The organism is Sphingomonas sp. KC8, assembly GCF_002151445.1.
GTDB lineage: Bacteria > Pseudomonadota > Alphaproteobacteria > Sphingomonadales > Sphingomonadaceae > Sphingomonas_E.
Genome location: NZ_CP016306.1, coordinates 4,001,999 through 4,017,183, shown reverse-complemented (window position 1 = coordinate 4,017,183; position 15,185 = coordinate 4,001,999). Strand labels below are relative to the sequence as shown.

The window sequence follows — 15,185 nt, the reverse complement described above, 5'->3', positions numbered from 1 at the left end:
AACGCGGCGGCGCTGTTCTATTTTGTCAGATAGTTGACCGCCATTTTGGTCAGCTCGTCGATCAACTGGTCTTCCGTAAGGTTGGTCGGATTTTCCGTGATGAAATGCTGCATGTTGCGGATCGTCGCCTGTTCCACAATCATCAGCGCGCTCCGCAGGTCCGTAACGGACAATTCGTGGGCATGCTGCTCAAGGAACGCCACATTGGTCGAATTGGTATAAATTCCGATAGATATGCTTTTAGAATATTCGCGCATCTCAGGAATTTCATCAACTATGTCGAACAATATGAAATAATTTTCCTTATATATTTCGAATAATAATTTGAATATCTGATGGAGCGCCGGTTCCAGAGGCGCGTCCATCAATTCCCGCAAACACACCCTGATCCGCGTCGCCGCGCTCGATACCGTTTCTTCGATCAGCGCCTTGACGATGGCCTGCTTGTTCGGAAAATATTGATAGAGCGAACCGACGCTGACGCCGGCAACCTCGGCAATCCGGTTCGTCGTCGCGTTCTTGAAACCCTCGCGGACAATGATCTGCCGGGTCGCCTCGGTTAAGGCTTCGGCCGTGATCACCGCGCGCTGCTGCTTGGGATTCTTGCGCCAGCCAACATCCGGTGCCGTCGATTTCGGCACTTTGTCCGCCGGCACTATGTTCGTCGGATCTGAGATACGAGAAGACATCGGCACCCCACCTCGTCATCTTTACTGCCCGCTCCTCAACCGCCGGGCTGCCGGCGACTATGCGCCCGCTTGCAGCCAGCGCAAGCCATTCCGCGCGATACTTGAAAATTTCACATGGAATCGGCGTGACTTGCGGCCCACATCACCAAGCATATCTTTGGCAAAAAACGCCGTCGCCGCCCATCGGTATACGAGTTCATCCTGAGCGCCTCCATCGCTAGGCTGCGTTCGAAATGCAGGGTGTAATATGCCGGTCTATGTCTTCGGAAAACTGATCGTCGGTCATTGGGACTGGTATCGCGAATATCGATCCACAACCGAGCCGCTCGTGGCCCAGCATGGTGGGCGCTATCTGATCAAGGGCGGCCCAAGCGAAAAGCTCGAAGGTGATGAACCTGTGGGGCATGCGCAGGTGCTGATCGAGTTCCCCGATCGCGAAGCCGCGCTGAACTGGTATCGCGATCCCGCTTATGCCCGGATGATCGCGCTACGCAAGAAAAGCGGGGTCATCACCGAACTCACCATGATCGAAGGCATTCCGCCGGCCGATTGATCCTGGCCTATTCGTTAGGCCAAGCCAGCCGCCCGCCGCGTCAGCCTTGCTGCCTGGGCAGTCGCACGGTCAGGCCATGCAGTTCGGCGGTGATGGTGATCTGGCAGGCCAAGCGCGAATTGTCCGCCGGATCGCTCACGAACTCAAGCATCTCCTTTTCTGCCGCGTCGGGCCCGCCGGTGCGCTCCGTCCATGCCGGATCGACATAGACATGGCATGTCGCGCACGCGCACGCGCCACCACAATCGCCATCGACGCCGGGCACCATTTTATTGACGGCCGCCTTCATCAGCGATGTATCAAGATCCGCCTCGACGACATGCTCCACACCGTCATGGCCGATGAAAATAATCTCCGGCATTACACACGTCCTGTTCGAAATACATAGCGATGGCGCACGCGGATTTTATTTTTCAAGCCTCAGCATGTTGCAGATATTGTTCTTCTGGATGGCAGAAGAACCACCAAGTATAGGCATAATCAAAATGTCGCGAACATGCCGCTCCATGTCGAACTCCTTGATATATCCATATGCACCCAGAATTTGCTGACATGTCAGCACGATCTCCTGCGCGGTCTGGCAGACGAACAATTTCGCCATGGACGTTTCGACCGGCGCCTTGCCTTCGCTGTCCAGCGCGCTCGCCGCCTGATAGGTGACGACCCGGCAGGCGTGCAGCTTGGTCCTGACATCGGCCAGCATGTGGCGGACCGATTGGAATGCCGATATCGGCTTGCCGAACTGGCGGCGTTCCTGCGCATAGGCCCAGGCCTCGTCGACCGCGGCGGCGGCAATGCCAAGCGCCATCGCCGCCACCTCCATCTTTTCTATATCCAGCCCTGGCCCTGCCAGCATGGGCCAGGCCTTGTTCCAGCCCGCTTCTTCGCCGACGATATTTTCAAGCGGCACGGAAACATCATCAAAGGTGACGTCATAGGTGCCGGTGCCCTTCAGGCCCAGGGCATCCTGCGCCTCGAACGTGATGCCTTCCGCCCGCGTCGGGACGAGGACCAGGGTAAGGTTTCTGTGCCGTTCCTCGGCAGGCCCGGTCCTGGCGAGCGTATAGATATAGTCGGCAATCGTGGCCCCCGAACAGAAGCGCTTCGCTCCATTGATCAGCAGCCGTTCCCCGACGATCTTTGCCGTCGTGCGCACGGCCGCCACATCGGCGCCCACGTCCGGCTCGCTGATGCCGTACGCGAAGATCATCCCGTCACTGACGACCCTTGGCAGCAGTTCGCGCTTCTGCCGGTCGCTGCCCACTTCGGCGATGTTCAGCCCGGCATAGCAAGCCGACTGGATATAAGGCCCGCCGACCGCCATGCTCCGGCCGCAAAGCAATTCGATCGCCACCATGGTCGCGCGTATGTCCCGGCCACCACCGCCATATTCCTCGGCAACGGTTAGCCCCATCAGGCCCAGCGCCGCGAGTTTTTCATGGACATCACGGGGGAAGTAATTTTCTCGATCCCATTTTCTGACCAGTTCCAGCGGCATTTCCTTTTCGATGAAACGCAAAAGCGTTTCCCGCAGCATCTGGATATGATCGGGTTCGGGAAAACTGTTCATATCTGCCCCATGAATGTGCGTCAGCTGCGCGTCTCGGCCGCGTTCCGGCACTCGACAAGCGTGTGAATCTTGCCGGGGGAGGTAAGTCCAAAGCCATTCATCTTGAACTCGCATACAAGCCCGCCGCCCGGGCAGGGTACGGCCAATCCCATGCTGCGCCGCAGCCGGGAAAACGAGTTTTAGCTGAGCTTCGCGCAGGCCTAATCCGGTCCGGACAATGCCGCGACACCAACGATGCGATGCAAAACCCACATGAAGACTGCCGATCCCACCTTGTCCGAATGGATTGCGCCCCCGGGCGCGCCGGCGCTCGACCCCGGCAGCCTGTCCTTGGGTGACACCTTATCGCAGGCCGCTCGCAAATGGGGCAGCAGGCAGGCCATCATTTACCGGCATCAACCCGCCATTGCGGACGTGGCATGGACCTATGCGGAACTGAACCACCATGCGGAACGCCTGGCAGCGGCCCTGATCGCGACCGGCTATCTGCCCGGTGAACGGATTGCCATATGGGGTCCAAACCATCCCGAATGGGTGCTGCTCGAATATGCGATCGCCAAAGCCGGCCTGATCCTTGTTGCCCTCAACCCATTGTACAAAATCAATGAACTGGCCTTTGCACTGCAGGATTCCCGTGCAGCCGGTATCTTTCATGCGGATCGGATCGGCGTCACCCGCCCGGCTGAGATCATTGATCAGGCACGCAGGGACACCCCTGCGCTTCGCCACATTCATGCCTTTTCCAGCATCTGGACGGAACTGATCCCCCGCGCACCGGACGATTTCCCCCATGTCGCGACGGATCCCGACGCCACGTTCATGATCCAATACACTTCGGGCACGACGGGTGTGCCGAAGGCCGTCCGGCTGTCGCACAGGGCGATCATGACAACGGCCCTAAATTCCTACCGGATGTGGGGAATCGAAGAAGGCAGCCGCGTCTGCCCGGGATTTCCACTTTTCCATGTGGGAGGGTCGGGCAACTCGATCCCCGGCGCCGTGGCGGCCGGCGCAACGGTCCTGCCGCTCCACATCTTCAAGCCGCACCTGACGCTCGATGTTCTGGAACATGAACGCTGTTCAACCTTCGTCGGCGTGCCGACAATGCTGATCGCGATGCTGGACGACCCTTCCATCGCGGGCCGATCGCTCGACGCCCTCAAGACGATCATTGTCGGCGGCGCGCCGGTCACAAACGATCTTCTCAAACGCTGCCGGAATATCTTCGGCGCCGATGTCATCAATTGCTACGGACAGACGGAAACATGCGGGGTGACGACAACCACCCTGTCCACCGACAGCGCCGACAAGAAGACACGAACGAGCGGCGCGGCGCTCATCGGCGTCAGCATTGCCATTCGCGACGAACAGGGCCGATCGGTTCGCCGCGGGCGGATCGGCGAACTCCATTATCAAGGTCCGGGGGGCATGCAGGGTTATGGCAGCACTCCCTGCGACGGCGACATATCCGATGGCCCGGCATGGATCGCTTCGGGCGATCTGGCGACAATGGATGATGACGGCTTCGTCGCTATCGTCGGCCGCAAGAAGGAAATGATCATCCGTGGCGGCGAAAACCTTTCGCCCGTCGAAATCGAAGCCTACATGAAGGAACACCCAGCCATTCGCGAAGTCGCGGTGGTTGGCGTTCCCGATGAAAAATATGGCGAAGTCGCGTGCGCGGCGGTCTCTGTTCGCAGCGGCATGGAAATAACATCAAAACAAATTCGCGAATGGTGCATCGATCGAATTTCTCTATGGAAAGTACCTGAATATATCGAATTTTTAGATGAATTTCCGATGACTCCTTCCGGAAAGATCCAGAAATTCCAAATCAAGGAAGAGATGGTTCAGCGTCTCAACCTTGCATGACTCCGATTTTTCATAAATTCTTATCATGGATGACACCCGATGAACTATGAACGATACAAGGAACTCCGCGTCGAAAAAGACGGAAATATTCTAACGCTGACGGTCAACCGATCCGATACAAAGAATGCGATCAACGCCGCCCTGCATGAGGAATTTTCCTACATTTTCGACGATATCGATCGCGATGAATCGGTGGACGTCGTCATTCTCACGGGGTCGGGCGGGTCCTTCTGCGCCGGTGGCGATCTGAAATGGCTGTTGTCCATGCACGGTGATCCCGTGACCACCAGCATCGGCATCCGGCGCGACCGGAAGATCCAGAATTCGATACTGGATCTCGAAAAACCGATCATCGCCAAGGTCGACGGCCCGGCCATCGGGCTGGGCTGTTCGCTCGCCCTCTATTGCGACTTCGTCTATGCTTCGGATCATTCGCTGTTCGCCGATCCGCATGTGTCGGTCGGCCTTGTCGCGGGGGACGGCGGGGCGGTGATGTGGCCGCAGCTCGTCGGCTATGCACGCGCCCGCCGCTATCTGCTGACCGGCGATGCGATCCCCGCCCCCGAGGCAGCCGCGATGGGCCTCATCACCGAGGCGGTTCCCGCCGATCAACTCGATGAAACCGTGGCCAGAATGGCAAAACGCCTCGCCAGAGGCGCAACACATTCGATCAAGTGGACCAAGGCGTCCATCAATGCGGGTCTCAAGGTGAGTGCCAACGCGATCATCGATCGCGCCGCCGCCTACGAAAATGTGACGCAGTTGCTCGACGATCACCGGATCGCCCTGCAAGCGTTTCAGAATAAGGAAAAGCCGCAGTTCACGGGCCGCTGAGCAGCCATTCGCCATGAAATGAACGGACCGCGGCTATCCGCTGCGGTCCGCCCAGACCTTGTTGGCGCAATTCGTGACGGTGCGAGTTAGACGAACCGGGACAACTCCACCGCCGCCCCCCGTTCCGCGCTTAAATAGCCGCTGTAGACGATCAGCAGCACGTCCATCGCCAGCATCAGATCACTGCGCGGCGCCCGGCCATGTGCGATCGCGCCGATGAAATCGCGCAGTTCCTCCGGATAGCCGGTGACGGCATCCTCGTCAGGTGCGGGAAACGACCACCCCGCCTTGGTCTCGGTCTTTTCGACGATATATTCGCTGTCGAAATAGCGGCCATCGGGCGTGTACGCCTGGCACATCGTATTCGGGTTGATGTTTGCCGTGACAAGCGAGCGGGAGCCATAAGCGGTGAGATAATTGTGGATGCCCCCCATCCGCGTGTCGGTCGACGTCAATTGCGCGACGGATCCGTCCTCGAAGGTGATGACAATGCTCGCCCAATCCTCGACATCCTCCCAGCCCGTGACGAGGTGCTTTCGCGTTTCCCGTTTGAAGGATTCGATTGCGGTCAGATTGGCGACCTGCGCGAGCACCGACACCGGGCGGATTGGCTCACCATGGCGACGGCGGCCTTCCTCATATTTCAGATAAAGCGCCGCGCCGATCGGATGAACACCAAGCCGCAACAGCGATCCTCCGCCAGACGTCCGCCATCGCTTGGCATAAGGGCTGTGCGACCCCGAATGCGATTCCTCTCCCTGGATGCGCATGATCGTGGAATCGCTCGCCGCCATCAGCCGGTTCAGCTTGGTGATCGGCGGCGCATAAATCCAGTTTTCGGCATAACAGAAAGTAACACCCGACCGGGCAATCGCGGCCTGCACCGCATGCGCATGCTCAACGACGCTGGCCAGCATCGCCTCCCGCGGTGCGCCGATCGCGCTCCAGTCGTCGCCCGCATCCTGCGGTCCGAAATAGCCACCCAACGGCTTCTCGCAGATGATGTGTTTTCCCTGTTCCGCGGCCTTCAGCACCAGCGGCATGTGGAGATGGTTCGGCACGCACAGATCGACCACATCGATGGCCGGATCGGCCATCAGCGTATCAATCGTTTCGTACTGAACCGGGATGCCAAAGGTTCGCGCGAGTTCAGCCGTTCGTGTCCGATTGCGGCCATAGATGCCCGCAATCTCGAAATCCTCGCCATAAACCTTGCGGTAGCTGGCAAGGTGGAAGTGAGCGGAAAAGCCAGCCCCTGCAATTGCGATGCGCACGCGCTTGCTCATAAACATCCTTTCGCATTCCGTGCGTATCAGTGCCGCAATTCCCGCCCGCGCGTTTCCGGCGCGAACAGCGATGCGAGGATGCCGATCAGAAAGACCGCGCACATCACCATCGCGGAATAACGCAGCGGCAACGGCGCATCGAAGCCGCTGAAAACCCGCGTGCTCAAAAGCGCGGAGACAAAACTGCCTCCCGCTGCCGCAAATCGGCCGAGATTATAGGCGAACGATACGCCCGTGCCCCGCGCCCGCGCCCCGAACAATTCGGGCAGGTAAATCGCGAATCCCGCAAAAACGCTCAACTGCGCGGCACCCATTAGCGGCATCATCCAATAGGCATCGACCGGTGTCTCCAGGCGCCAGTAGACCAGCAACGTCATCACGAACGCCGCCGAGAACCCGATCGTAAAGGCTGGGCGGCGGCCATAGCGATCAGCAACCCAGGTGAATGCCAGCATGCCCAGCGCACCGCCCACCATCTGCAGCAGATAGGCCCAGTTCTTCGCCTGGGCGACACGGGCTGCCGCATCCGTACCATCCGCCTGCGCGGCAAAGTGAGCGGTGAACACGGCATCCTGCAGATCGACCGCATATTCCCCGACAGCCCACAGGCCGACGACGCCCGAAATGGCAAGCAACGTTCCAATCAGCAGATTGCGCCGTTCATCCCTGTCCGACAGAATCTGGCGGTAGGAACCGAACCACCCTTTCGGCAACTCACCTGCTGCCTTGAGTTTAAGCCACGGCTCCGACTCCTTTAGAAACACCCCTGATCCGACCGCGAGCAGAGCAGGCAGCGCGCCTACCGCGAACAGCCAGCGCCAACTGCCGTCCACCGGAATCACGGAATGACTGGCCAGCGTGTCCACGCCCATCTTGAGCAAGGCTGCGCCGATATTGCCGACGGTCGACAACACCTGCAGCAACGCCAGCATCGCAATCCGCGCCGCACCCGTCACGCTTTCGGCGATCAGCGCCACCGCCAGACCGAACACACCCCCAATACCGATTCCAGTCGCCAGCCGCAGCAGGGCGAATTCCCAGTGCGTTTGGCACACCGCCGTCAGGCCGGTGCAGACCGAATAGATCAGTATCGCGATAGTCAATATGCGCGCCCGACCGAAACGATCGCCCAGCGCGCCGAATGTCAGCCCCCCAATGCCCCAGCCGATCAGAAACAATGCCGTCGCCTGTTTCGCGAATGCCTGCACGTCCAGCGGGGATGCCCCCGGCCCCATCAGGTCGCGCAAGGCGACGATCCGCGCGAGGGAGAAGATGCGCTGATCGAGATTGTCGAATAGCCAGGCCCCCGATGCGACCGCGAACACGAACCACTGATAGGCCGTAACCTCGCTCCACCAATGCTTGCCCGAAGCGCCCTTGGCGTTCATTTCGCGGCACCGGCCCGGTTCGTCAGGCCAAGCGACCAGCGGATCGCCTCAAGGTACATCTTGCGGACATCGGGATCGGTCCAGCTTTCCTTGGTATGGCCGATGCTGGAATAGAATACCCGCCCATTGCCATAGGCCCGCGTCCACGCGACCGCGATGTCCGACGTGCCGGCGGGACCGGTCGCGATCCGATCCTGATCGATCCGCAGCAATACGTCGACGTTCCTGCGCGAGAAATTCTTCGGGACATATAGTTCATTCTGTTGCGAAAAATATTGTGGCCAATGTCGGGTGATCGGCGAATCCGGCGCTTCATTGACGAGCGGGAAGGTGACGAGCGGCTGTTCAAGCGTGTTGAGCGGGTGTCCGCCAAATTGCGCACCGAACATATCGGCATAGCCCTGCCAGGAATAATTGGCGTCCAGCGCGCCGTGGATACCAACCAGCCCCTTGCCGCGATCATGAACGAAGGCGAGTAACGCCTGCTTGCGGCTATCGCTAAGCCCCCATTCGCCGGTGGTATTCACCAGTACCACGGCATCGAAATCACCCAGCCCCTCTGGCTGGAAGCCGAAACGCATCTTTTTTCCGCCGCCCGCGTTGATCAGATCGAAATCGGACCGCAACTCAGCGTCATACAGTCCGCTCTCCTGCCCCATCATGGCAATCGCAGTCATCCCGGCGGAGATGGATTCATGATGAAAGCCGGTGGCAGCGCCCACCACGAGCACGCGGTACCGTTTGGGGCTGGACGGTCCCATTTTGGCGGCGATAGCGTCCTTTTGCGCTTCGGTCATCGTCGCCAAGGCCCCGCCGCGCTGTGCAACTGCCGATTGCGCGAACCCTGCCAGCAGCGCGAGCGCAAGCACCCATCCTTTCGCCTTCATATCACCCCTCCCCTTTTCTTTTGAAATACAAAGATTTTCTGATTTAAATGCGATTCTGCCGCGCCAGGAATGCAGCCAGCGCAGCACGGTGCCCTCCCGTTAAAATTGCCCGCAATGCTGTCACAAACTGGCCGCGCAATTGTGGATTGCCCACGAACGCCGCCGGAAAAACGCCGGATCGGTCCACGAAAAGCCCGGCCAACTGCGCAGCATCGTCCCCCGCCGCGTTCCACAGCGACGCCAGACGCGCGGCAAGCGGATCATTCACCGCATAGGTGCTGCCATCTGCAGCACGGCCGCGCGTATAAACGACCCACGCCGCCAGGCTGAGCATATGCGCCGGACTTTCCAACCCGTGCGCCGCCCGTTCGATCATCGTTGAAAGCCAGCGCTGCGGCACCTTTTGCGACCCATCCATCGCGATCTGGCTCAGCCGGTGGGGCAGCGCCGGATTACCAAAGCGTGCCTGCAGCGCCGCCATATAGGCCAAAGGATCCAACCCGCCACACACAGGCAATCCAGGCACCACTTCATCCGCCATCTGCACATCAACGAACCGGGCGAGATCGTCATCGCCGATAGCTTCGTGAACGAAATGATACCCCAGACCGAGGCCGAAATAGGCCAAAGTGGAATGGCTACCGTTCAACAACCGCAGCTTAGCCAGTTCAAACGGGCGGACGTCCTGAACGAATTGGGCACCGCCCGCCTCCCATTGTGGGCGCGGGCCGGCAAATCGATCCTCGATCACCCATTGGCGAAATGGCTCGGTGACGACCATGGCCTGGTCCTCAACCCCCAACACCCGTTCCAGACCATCCCGGTCGCACATGGCCGTCGCGGGCACGATCCGGTCCACCATGGTATTGGGGCAGGAAATTGCCGTGGCCGCCCACGCCGCAAGCGCCGGATCACGTCGATCGAGGAATTCCGCCAGCAGACCACCCAGCAGGCGTCCATTGCCGGCAAGATTATCGCACGAAAGCAGCGTCAGCCCACCTGCGCCATTGGTTCTCCGCCGCGCCAGCGCCGCCGCAAGAAAGCCATGGATGGTGGCGGGATTGGCGTCCCCCCGTAGATCGCCGATCAAAGCGCTCTGCCCATCGTCAAGCTGGCCGGTGGCCGGGTTCCGGCCATACCCTTTCTCAGTAACCGTCAGGGTCACGACATGCGTGTCGGGATCGGCCAGCGCGGCCACCACCGCCTCGGGCGATTCCGGCGCCACTAGGACATTGCGAACCGCACCGATGATCCGCAGCCGTTCCCCCGCGGCACCGCGTTCCACCACGCTGTACAGGCCATCCTGCGGCTGCATCGCATCGCGCACCGCCGCCGATCGCAACGACACTGCAGTAATACCCCACTTTGCATCACCCGCAGCCAGCGCATCATCGGTATAGACGGCCTGATGCGCGCGATGGAATGCGCCGATGCCCAGATGGACAATCCCACCGCCCACAGCATCACGGCGATAGGCTGGCCGCGCGATGCCAGGCGGCAATTGCCCCAACGACGACGCGGACAGACGCGGCCTTTCTGTCCCTGCATTTTCCGTCACAGGCGATAGGCCTGTTTAACCAGTCCGTAGCTCAGTTCGGCCGCCAGTTCAGCCGCCTCATCCTCGTGCAACTGGTGTTCCGCCACCAGTTCGGCGAGCACGCCGCAATCGATCCGCCGGGCCACATCGTGCCGCGCCGGGATGGATAGGAATGCGCGCGTGTCATCATTGAAGCCGACGCAATTATAGAAGCCGGCCGTCTCGGTCATCCGCGCACGGAAACGCCGCATGCCCTGTGGGCTGTCGTGAAACCACCAGGCCGGCCCCAGCCTTAGTGCCGGATAATGGCCCGCCAGCGGCGCAAGTTCGCGCGCATATGCGCTTTCGTCGAGTGTGAACAGGATCAGCGTCAGGCGCGGATCATTGCCATAGCGATCGAGCAGCGGCCGCAACGCCCGGACGAAATCGGTCGGCATCGGGATATCCGCGCCCTTGTCGCGGCCAAAACGCGCGAAGAGCCGGGCATTGTGATTGCGGAACGAACCGGGGTGAATCTGCATGACCAGGCCATCGTCAACACTCATTCCAGCCATCACCGTCAGCATATGCGCGCGAAACAATTCAGCCTGATCCGGCGTCGCGCGGCCTGACGCCGCGACCGCGAACAAGGCCGCCGCCTGCCCGGGGTCCAGATCAGCAGTCGCGGCCGAAGGGTGCCCATGATCGGTCGCTGTCGCGCCTGCCTCGACAAAGGCCGCCCGGCGCTGCCGCAACGCCGCCAGATAGCCGGAATAATTGAAGCAATCTTCCCCCGTAAGCGCAGACAGCGCCCGTAGATTATGGATGAAACCATCGAATTCGGGATCAATCACCGGATCGGGCCGGAATGAAGTGATCACCCGCCCGTGCCAGCCCGACGCACGGATCGCGGCGTGATGCTCCAGCGTATCGAGAGGCGATTCCGTTGTCGCCAGCACCTCGATATTGAACCGGTCGAACAAGGCGCGCGGTTTGAAAGCGGGCATCGCAAGACTGGCGTTTATCCGGTCGAAATATTGATCGGCAGTGTCACGATCGAGCCGCACATCGAACCCGAACACCTCGCTAAACACCCAGTCCATCCATAACCGGGTCGGCGTGCCGCGAAACAGGTGATAATTCTCGGCAAAGCATCGCCATGCCGAGCGCGGATCAGCCACCGCCACGCCCACATCATCACGCGGCCCGATCCCGATATCTTCCAGCCTGACGCCCTGGCTATAGAGCATCCGAAAAACATAATGGTCCGGCGTTATCAGAAGGCTGGCCGCATCCGTGAAATTGGCGTCGCTCGCAAACCAGCGGGGATCGGTATGGCCGTGCGGACTGACCAGCGGCAACTCCGCAATCTCACGATAAAGCCGCCGGGCGATTCCCCTTACCGTTTCATCGACCGGAAACAAACGGTCCGGATGGAGGACGAGCGGCAGCGCCATCCTTATACCTCTACCGACCTGGCGTAGCGCGCTCGGGTGGATTGCGCGGCGCGGCGGGCTTCCTGCACGGCCCGCTCTTCGGTGGCGAACAGCAGATGATCGAGCACCGCGCCCAAATGGGCACGCATCGCCGCGCGCGCCTTGGCCGGGTCGCGCGAACGCAGCGCGTCGACGATCGCGGTATGCTCCGCGACGACGGGCTTCACCTGTGCGGTCCGGGCCTTTTCGTGCAACAGCGCGCATTCCGGCGAGGCCGAGCGCAATTCCCACAATTCATCGATCATTTTCACGATCGCGGTGTTGCGCGTCGCCCGTGCGATCAGTTGATGGAATGCGCGGTCCGCCACTTCACCATCGCCATGATCGTTACCCTGCGCAATGTCCCCGACCAGATCGTCCAGTTCGGCAAGCTCCGCATCCGTGATCTGCGTCGCGGCAAGCGCTGCGGCTTCTCCCTCAAACAACAGGCGCGCCTCGGTCAGTTCGAATGCAGTGACGTTGAACCCCAACGTGTCCTGCTCGCCCGGCCGCTGTTTGACATAGGCACCCGATCCGACCCGGACTTCGACCAGCCCCTGGACTTCGAGGGCGATGATCGCCTCACGTACCGTTGGCCGACTGACATTGAATTCCGCAGCCAGTTCGCGTTCGGCCGGCAGGCGCTCGCCAATGGCATAATCGCCCGCCGCGATCGACGCGATCAGCTGACGGGCAAGTTCCTGGTAAAGCCGGTCGTGCACGCCAACCGGTTCTGGCTGGGGCGCACTGCCTACCCCGATGCTCCGTCGAGCCATGACAATCACTTTCCTCACGGTCGACCGCCCAATTCGGTCTAACCAGTTTTATAAAACTTGACAGGCCAAAATGGCACCGTCAAGTCTGCCAGCATAATGGCACCAAACCGATGCGGAAATGATCTATGAAAATCGATGCGGCCAAGGTGATCGTCACCTCCCCCGGGCGCAATTTCGTTACCCTGAAGATCCTGACCGATCAGGGCGTCTACGGGATTGGAGACGCCACGCTCAACGGGCGCGAACTGGCCGTCATGTCTTATCTGCAGGATCACGTCCTGCCCTGCCTGATCGGGCGTGACCCCCGTCGGATCGAGGATATCTGGCAATTTCTCTACCGCGGCGCTTACTGGCGGCGCGGGCCGGTGACGATGTCGGCGATCGCCGCGATCGATACCGCATTGTGGGATATCAAGGCCAAGATGGCGGGCATGCCGCTCCACGATCTGCTGGGCGGCAAAAGCCGGGAAGGCGTGATGGTCTATGGTCATGCCAATGGCCGCGACATCGAAGAAACCGCCGATGAAGTCGCTCGCTATATCGACATGGGCTATAAGGCGATCCGCGCGCAATCGGGTGTCCCGGGCCTAACCGATGCTTATGGGGTCGGTCGCGGCAAGCTGTTCTACGAGCCGGCCGACACGGCATTGCCGGCGGAAACCATCTGGGACACGCGCAAATATATGAATTTCGCGCCAAAGCTGTTTGACCGGTTGCGCGCGCGCTTCGGCTTCGACCACCATTTGCTGCACGATGTTCACCACCGCCTGACCCCGATTGAAGCCGCATCGCTGGGCAAGGCGCTCGAACCCTATGACCTGTTCTGGATGGAAGATGCGACGCCGGCCGAAAATCAGGAATCCTTCCGGCTGATCCGACAGCACACCACCACGCCGCTTGCCGTGGGGGAAATCTTCAACACGATCTGGGACTGCAAGGATCTGATCCAGAACCAGTTGATCGATTATATCCGCACAACCGTGGTTCGTGCTGGCGGCATTACCCACCTCCGCCGAATCGCCGACTTCGCGGCGCTTTATCAGGTACGCACCGGCTGTCATGGCGCGACCGATCTGTCCCCCGTCACGATGGGCGCAGCGCTGCATTTCGATAGCTGGGTGCCCAATTTCGGCATCCAGGAATATATGCGCCACACGCCCGAAACCGATGCGGTGTTCCCGCACGCATATTACTTCGATCAGGGAAGTCTCTATCCGGGCGATGCAGCAGGGCATGGCGTCGACATCGATGAAGCGGAAGCCGCGAAATATCCCTATAAGCCCGCTTATCTGCCAGTCGCCCGGCTTGAGGATGGCACGATGTGGAATTGGTAAAGCATCAGGCGATGCAGATCAGCGTGCTCGGCGAAGGGATGCTGGAGATGAGCCGGCGCGATCGTCGTGACGACCGGTGGCAGCTCGGCTTTGGCGGCGACACGCTCAACACGGCCATTCACCTCGCCCGTTTCGGCCTGCCCGTGGCCTATGTCTCGGCACTGGGCAATGATCCGTTCAGCACGGCGCTGCGCGAGGAATGGGCCGCCGAAGGGCTGAATGTCGATCACGTTCTGGCCGACCCCGACCACCTTCCCGGCCTCTATGCGATCCGGACCGACGCGCAAGGCGAGCGCAGCTTCTTTTACTGGCGCAATGACAGCGCTGCGCGGCATCTGCTCGCCCTGCCCGGAATCGACGCCGCGCTCGCTTATGCCGCCGGCGCCGACCTGTTCTATCTCAGCCTGATCAGCCTCGCGATCTTATCTGAAGACGCGCGCGCACGGGTTTATGATTTATGCGCCGAAATACGGCAGCACGGTGGGCGGGTGGCGTTCGACAGCAACTACCGCCCCGCCCTTTGGGACAGGCCGAAAAGCGCGCGCGCGGTTGCTTGCAAGATGGCCGCCCTGTGCGACATCGGATTACCGACATTGTCCGACGAAAGGCTGCTGTTCGGATCACGGGATCCGGATAGCGTGGCCGATCGCTGGCATAGCTACGGCACAGCCGAAATCGCCGTAAAGCTGGGCGCATCGGGCTGCCTGCTATCCGCCGCAGGCCGCAGACGGATGGTGCCGGCGATCGCCGATATTGATCCGGTCGATACCAGCGGTGCCGGTGATGCCTTCAACGGCGGCTATCTGGCCGCGCGGATGCGGGGACTGGATGCGGCAACCGCCTGCCGGATGGGCCACCAACTCGCCGGCTGGGTTATCACACGCACTGGCGCGTTGCCGAAACGGACGGCCGAAGCGCCCTACGCACCCGGCGTCTGAGCCTGCGAGGTTGAGCGTCAAATTGACGGCCTAATCATATTATCGTGCCATGATGGTTGCCGGGGAC

Annotated in this window: 14 protein-coding genes; 5 read left to right on the top strand and 9 right to left on the bottom strand. The window is 60.6% G+C overall.

Annotated features, from left to right (window positions below):
- Positions 1-17: 17 nt before the first annotated feature.
- Positions 18-641 (bottom strand): TetR/AcrR family transcriptional regulator, encoded by a 624-nt coding sequence (locus KC8_RS19240; protein ID WP_037496362.1) that lies wholly within the window; start codon positions 639-641, stop codon positions 18-20.
- Positions 642-936: 295 nt separating this feature from the next.
- Between KC8_RS19240 and KC8_RS19235 the strand changes: the two genes are divergently transcribed.
- Entirely contained in the window at positions 937-1,242 is a 306-nt protein-coding gene (locus KC8_RS19235) for a DUF1330 domain-containing protein (protein ID WP_010126016.1), read from the top strand.
- 40 nt (positions 1,243-1,282) lie between these two features.
- Here the strand turns inward: KC8_RS19235 and KC8_RS19230 are convergent, their stop codons facing one another.
- Both KC8_RS19230 and KC8_RS19225 read right to left on the bottom strand, forming a co-directional pair.
- Positions 1,283-1,603 carry a 2Fe-2S iron-sulfur cluster-binding protein gene (locus KC8_RS19230; RefSeq protein WP_010126017.1) on the bottom strand — a complete coding sequence of 107 codons (321 nt, stop codon included), beginning with the start codon at positions 1,601-1,603 and terminating at the stop codon, positions 1,283-1,285.
- Positions 1,604-1,648: 45 nt separating this feature from the next.
- Positions 1,649-3,064: an acyl-CoA dehydrogenase family protein gene (locus KC8_RS19225; protein ID WP_232455582.1), complete on the bottom strand. Its 1,416-nt coding sequence runs from the start codon at positions 3,062-3,064 to the stop codon at positions 1,649-1,651.
- Between KC8_RS19225 and KC8_RS19220 the strand changes: the two genes are divergently transcribed.
- A complete protein-coding gene (locus KC8_RS19220) occupies positions 3,047-4,684 on the top strand; it encodes a class I adenylate-forming enzyme family protein (RefSeq protein WP_050805421.1) in 1,638 nt (545 codons plus the stop codon). The genes KC8_RS19225 and KC8_RS19220 overlap by 18 nt on opposite strands.
- 39 nt (positions 4,685-4,723) lie before the next feature.
- Positions 4,724-5,518, top strand: a complete 795-nt coding sequence (locus tag KC8_RS19215; protein WP_010126021.1) for an enoyl-CoA hydratase/isomerase family protein — start codon at positions 4,724-4,726, stop codon at positions 5,516-5,518.
- A gap of 86 nt (positions 5,519-5,604) precedes the next feature.
- On the opposite strand, the gene KC8_RS19210 is transcribed toward KC8_RS19215, so the two are convergent.
- From KC8_RS19210 to KC8_RS19185, 6 genes are read right to left on the bottom strand one after another with little or no spacing between them, the layout of a single operon-like run.
- On the bottom strand, positions 5,605-6,804 hold the full coding sequence (locus tag KC8_RS19210; protein WP_010126022.1) for a Gfo/Idh/MocA family protein: 1,200 nt from the start codon (positions 6,802-6,804) through the stop codon (positions 5,605-5,607).
- A 26-nt stretch (positions 6,805-6,830) separates the two neighbouring features.
- Positions 6,831-8,192: an MFS transporter gene (locus tag KC8_RS19205; RefSeq protein ID WP_010126023.1), complete on the bottom strand. Its 1,362-nt coding sequence runs from the start codon at positions 8,190-8,192 to the stop codon at positions 6,831-6,833.
- On the bottom strand, positions 8,189-9,079 hold the full coding sequence (locus KC8_RS19200) for a ThuA domain-containing protein (RefSeq protein ID WP_010126024.1): 891 nt from the start codon (positions 9,077-9,079) through the stop codon (positions 8,189-8,191). Before KC8_RS19200 ends, KC8_RS19205 begins: the two co-directional genes overlap by 4 nt.
- 43 nt (positions 9,080-9,122) lie before the next feature.
- A complete protein-coding gene (locus KC8_RS19195; protein ID WP_010126025.1) occupies positions 9,123-10,589 on the bottom strand; it encodes a mannitol dehydrogenase family protein in 1,467 nt (488 codons plus the stop codon).
- A gap of 44 nt (positions 10,590-10,633) precedes the next feature.
- Positions 10,634-12,052 carry a glucuronate isomerase gene (uxaC, locus tag KC8_RS19190; RefSeq protein WP_010126026.1) on the bottom strand — a complete coding sequence of 473 codons (1,419 nt, stop codon included), beginning with the start codon at positions 12,050-12,052 and terminating at the stop codon, positions 10,634-10,636.
- A gap of 2 nt (positions 12,053-12,054) precedes the next feature.
- Positions 12,055-12,846 carry a FadR/GntR family transcriptional regulator gene (locus KC8_RS19185; RefSeq protein WP_037496357.1) on the bottom strand — a complete coding sequence of 264 codons (792 nt, stop codon included), beginning with the start codon at positions 12,844-12,846 and terminating at the stop codon, positions 12,055-12,057.
- A gap of 125 nt (positions 12,847-12,971) precedes the next feature.
- Here KC8_RS19185 and manD point away from each other — a divergent pair, with 125 nt between their 5' ends.
- Positions 12,972-14,180: a D-mannonate dehydratase ManD gene (gene manD / locus KC8_RS19180; RefSeq protein ID WP_010126028.1), complete on the top strand. Its 1,209-nt coding sequence runs from the start codon at positions 12,972-12,974 to the stop codon at positions 14,178-14,180.
- A gap of 11 nt (positions 14,181-14,191) precedes the next feature.
- A complete protein-coding gene (locus tag KC8_RS19175) occupies positions 14,192-15,118 on the top strand; it encodes a sugar kinase (RefSeq protein WP_029624599.1) in 927 nt (308 codons plus the stop codon).
- The last annotated feature ends 67 nt before the right edge of the window (positions 15,119-15,185 follow it).

Bases quoted from the DNA above. Each gene is read 5' to 3' on its own strand.
- KC8_RS19235 (WP_010126016.1), top strand. From the start codon at position 937: ATGCCGGTCTATGTCTTCGGAAAACTGATCGTCGGTCATTGGGACTGG.
- KC8_RS19230 (WP_010126017.1), bottom strand. From the start codon at position 1,603: ATGCCGGAGATTATTTTCATCGGCCATGACGGTGTGGAGCATGTCGTC.
- KC8_RS19220 (WP_050805421.1), top strand. From the start codon at position 3,047: ATGCGATGCAAAACCCACATGAAGACTGCCGATCCCACCTTGTCCGAA.
- KC8_RS19215 (WP_010126021.1), top strand. From the start codon at position 4,724: ATGAACTATGAACGATACAAGGAACTCCGCGTCGAAAAAGACGGAAAT.
- KC8_RS19210 (WP_010126022.1), bottom strand. From the start codon at position 6,804: ATGAGCAAGCGCGTGCGCATCGCAATTGCAGGGGCTGGCTTTTCCGCT.
- KC8_RS19205 (WP_010126023.1), bottom strand. From the start codon at position 8,192: ATGAACGCCAAGGGCGCTTCGGGCAAGCATTGGTGGAGCGAGGTTACG.
- KC8_RS19200 (WP_010126024.1), bottom strand. From the start codon at position 9,079: ATGAAGGCGAAAGGATGGGTGCTTGCGCTCGCGCTGCTGGCAGGGTTC.
- uxaC (WP_010126026.1), bottom strand. From the start codon at position 12,052: ATGGCGCTGCCGCTCGTCCTCCATCCGGACCGTTTGTTTCCGGTCGAT.
- KC8_RS19185 (WP_037496357.1), bottom strand. From the start codon at position 12,846: ATGGCTCGACGGAGCATCGGGGTAGGCAGTGCGCCCCAGCCAGAACCG.
- manD (WP_010126028.1), top strand. From the start codon at position 12,972: ATGAAAATCGATGCGGCCAAGGTGATCGTCACCTCCCCCGGGCGCAAT.
- KC8_RS19175 (WP_029624599.1), top strand. From the start codon at position 14,192: ATGCAGATCAGCGTGCTCGGCGAAGGGATGCTGGAGATGAGCCGGCGC.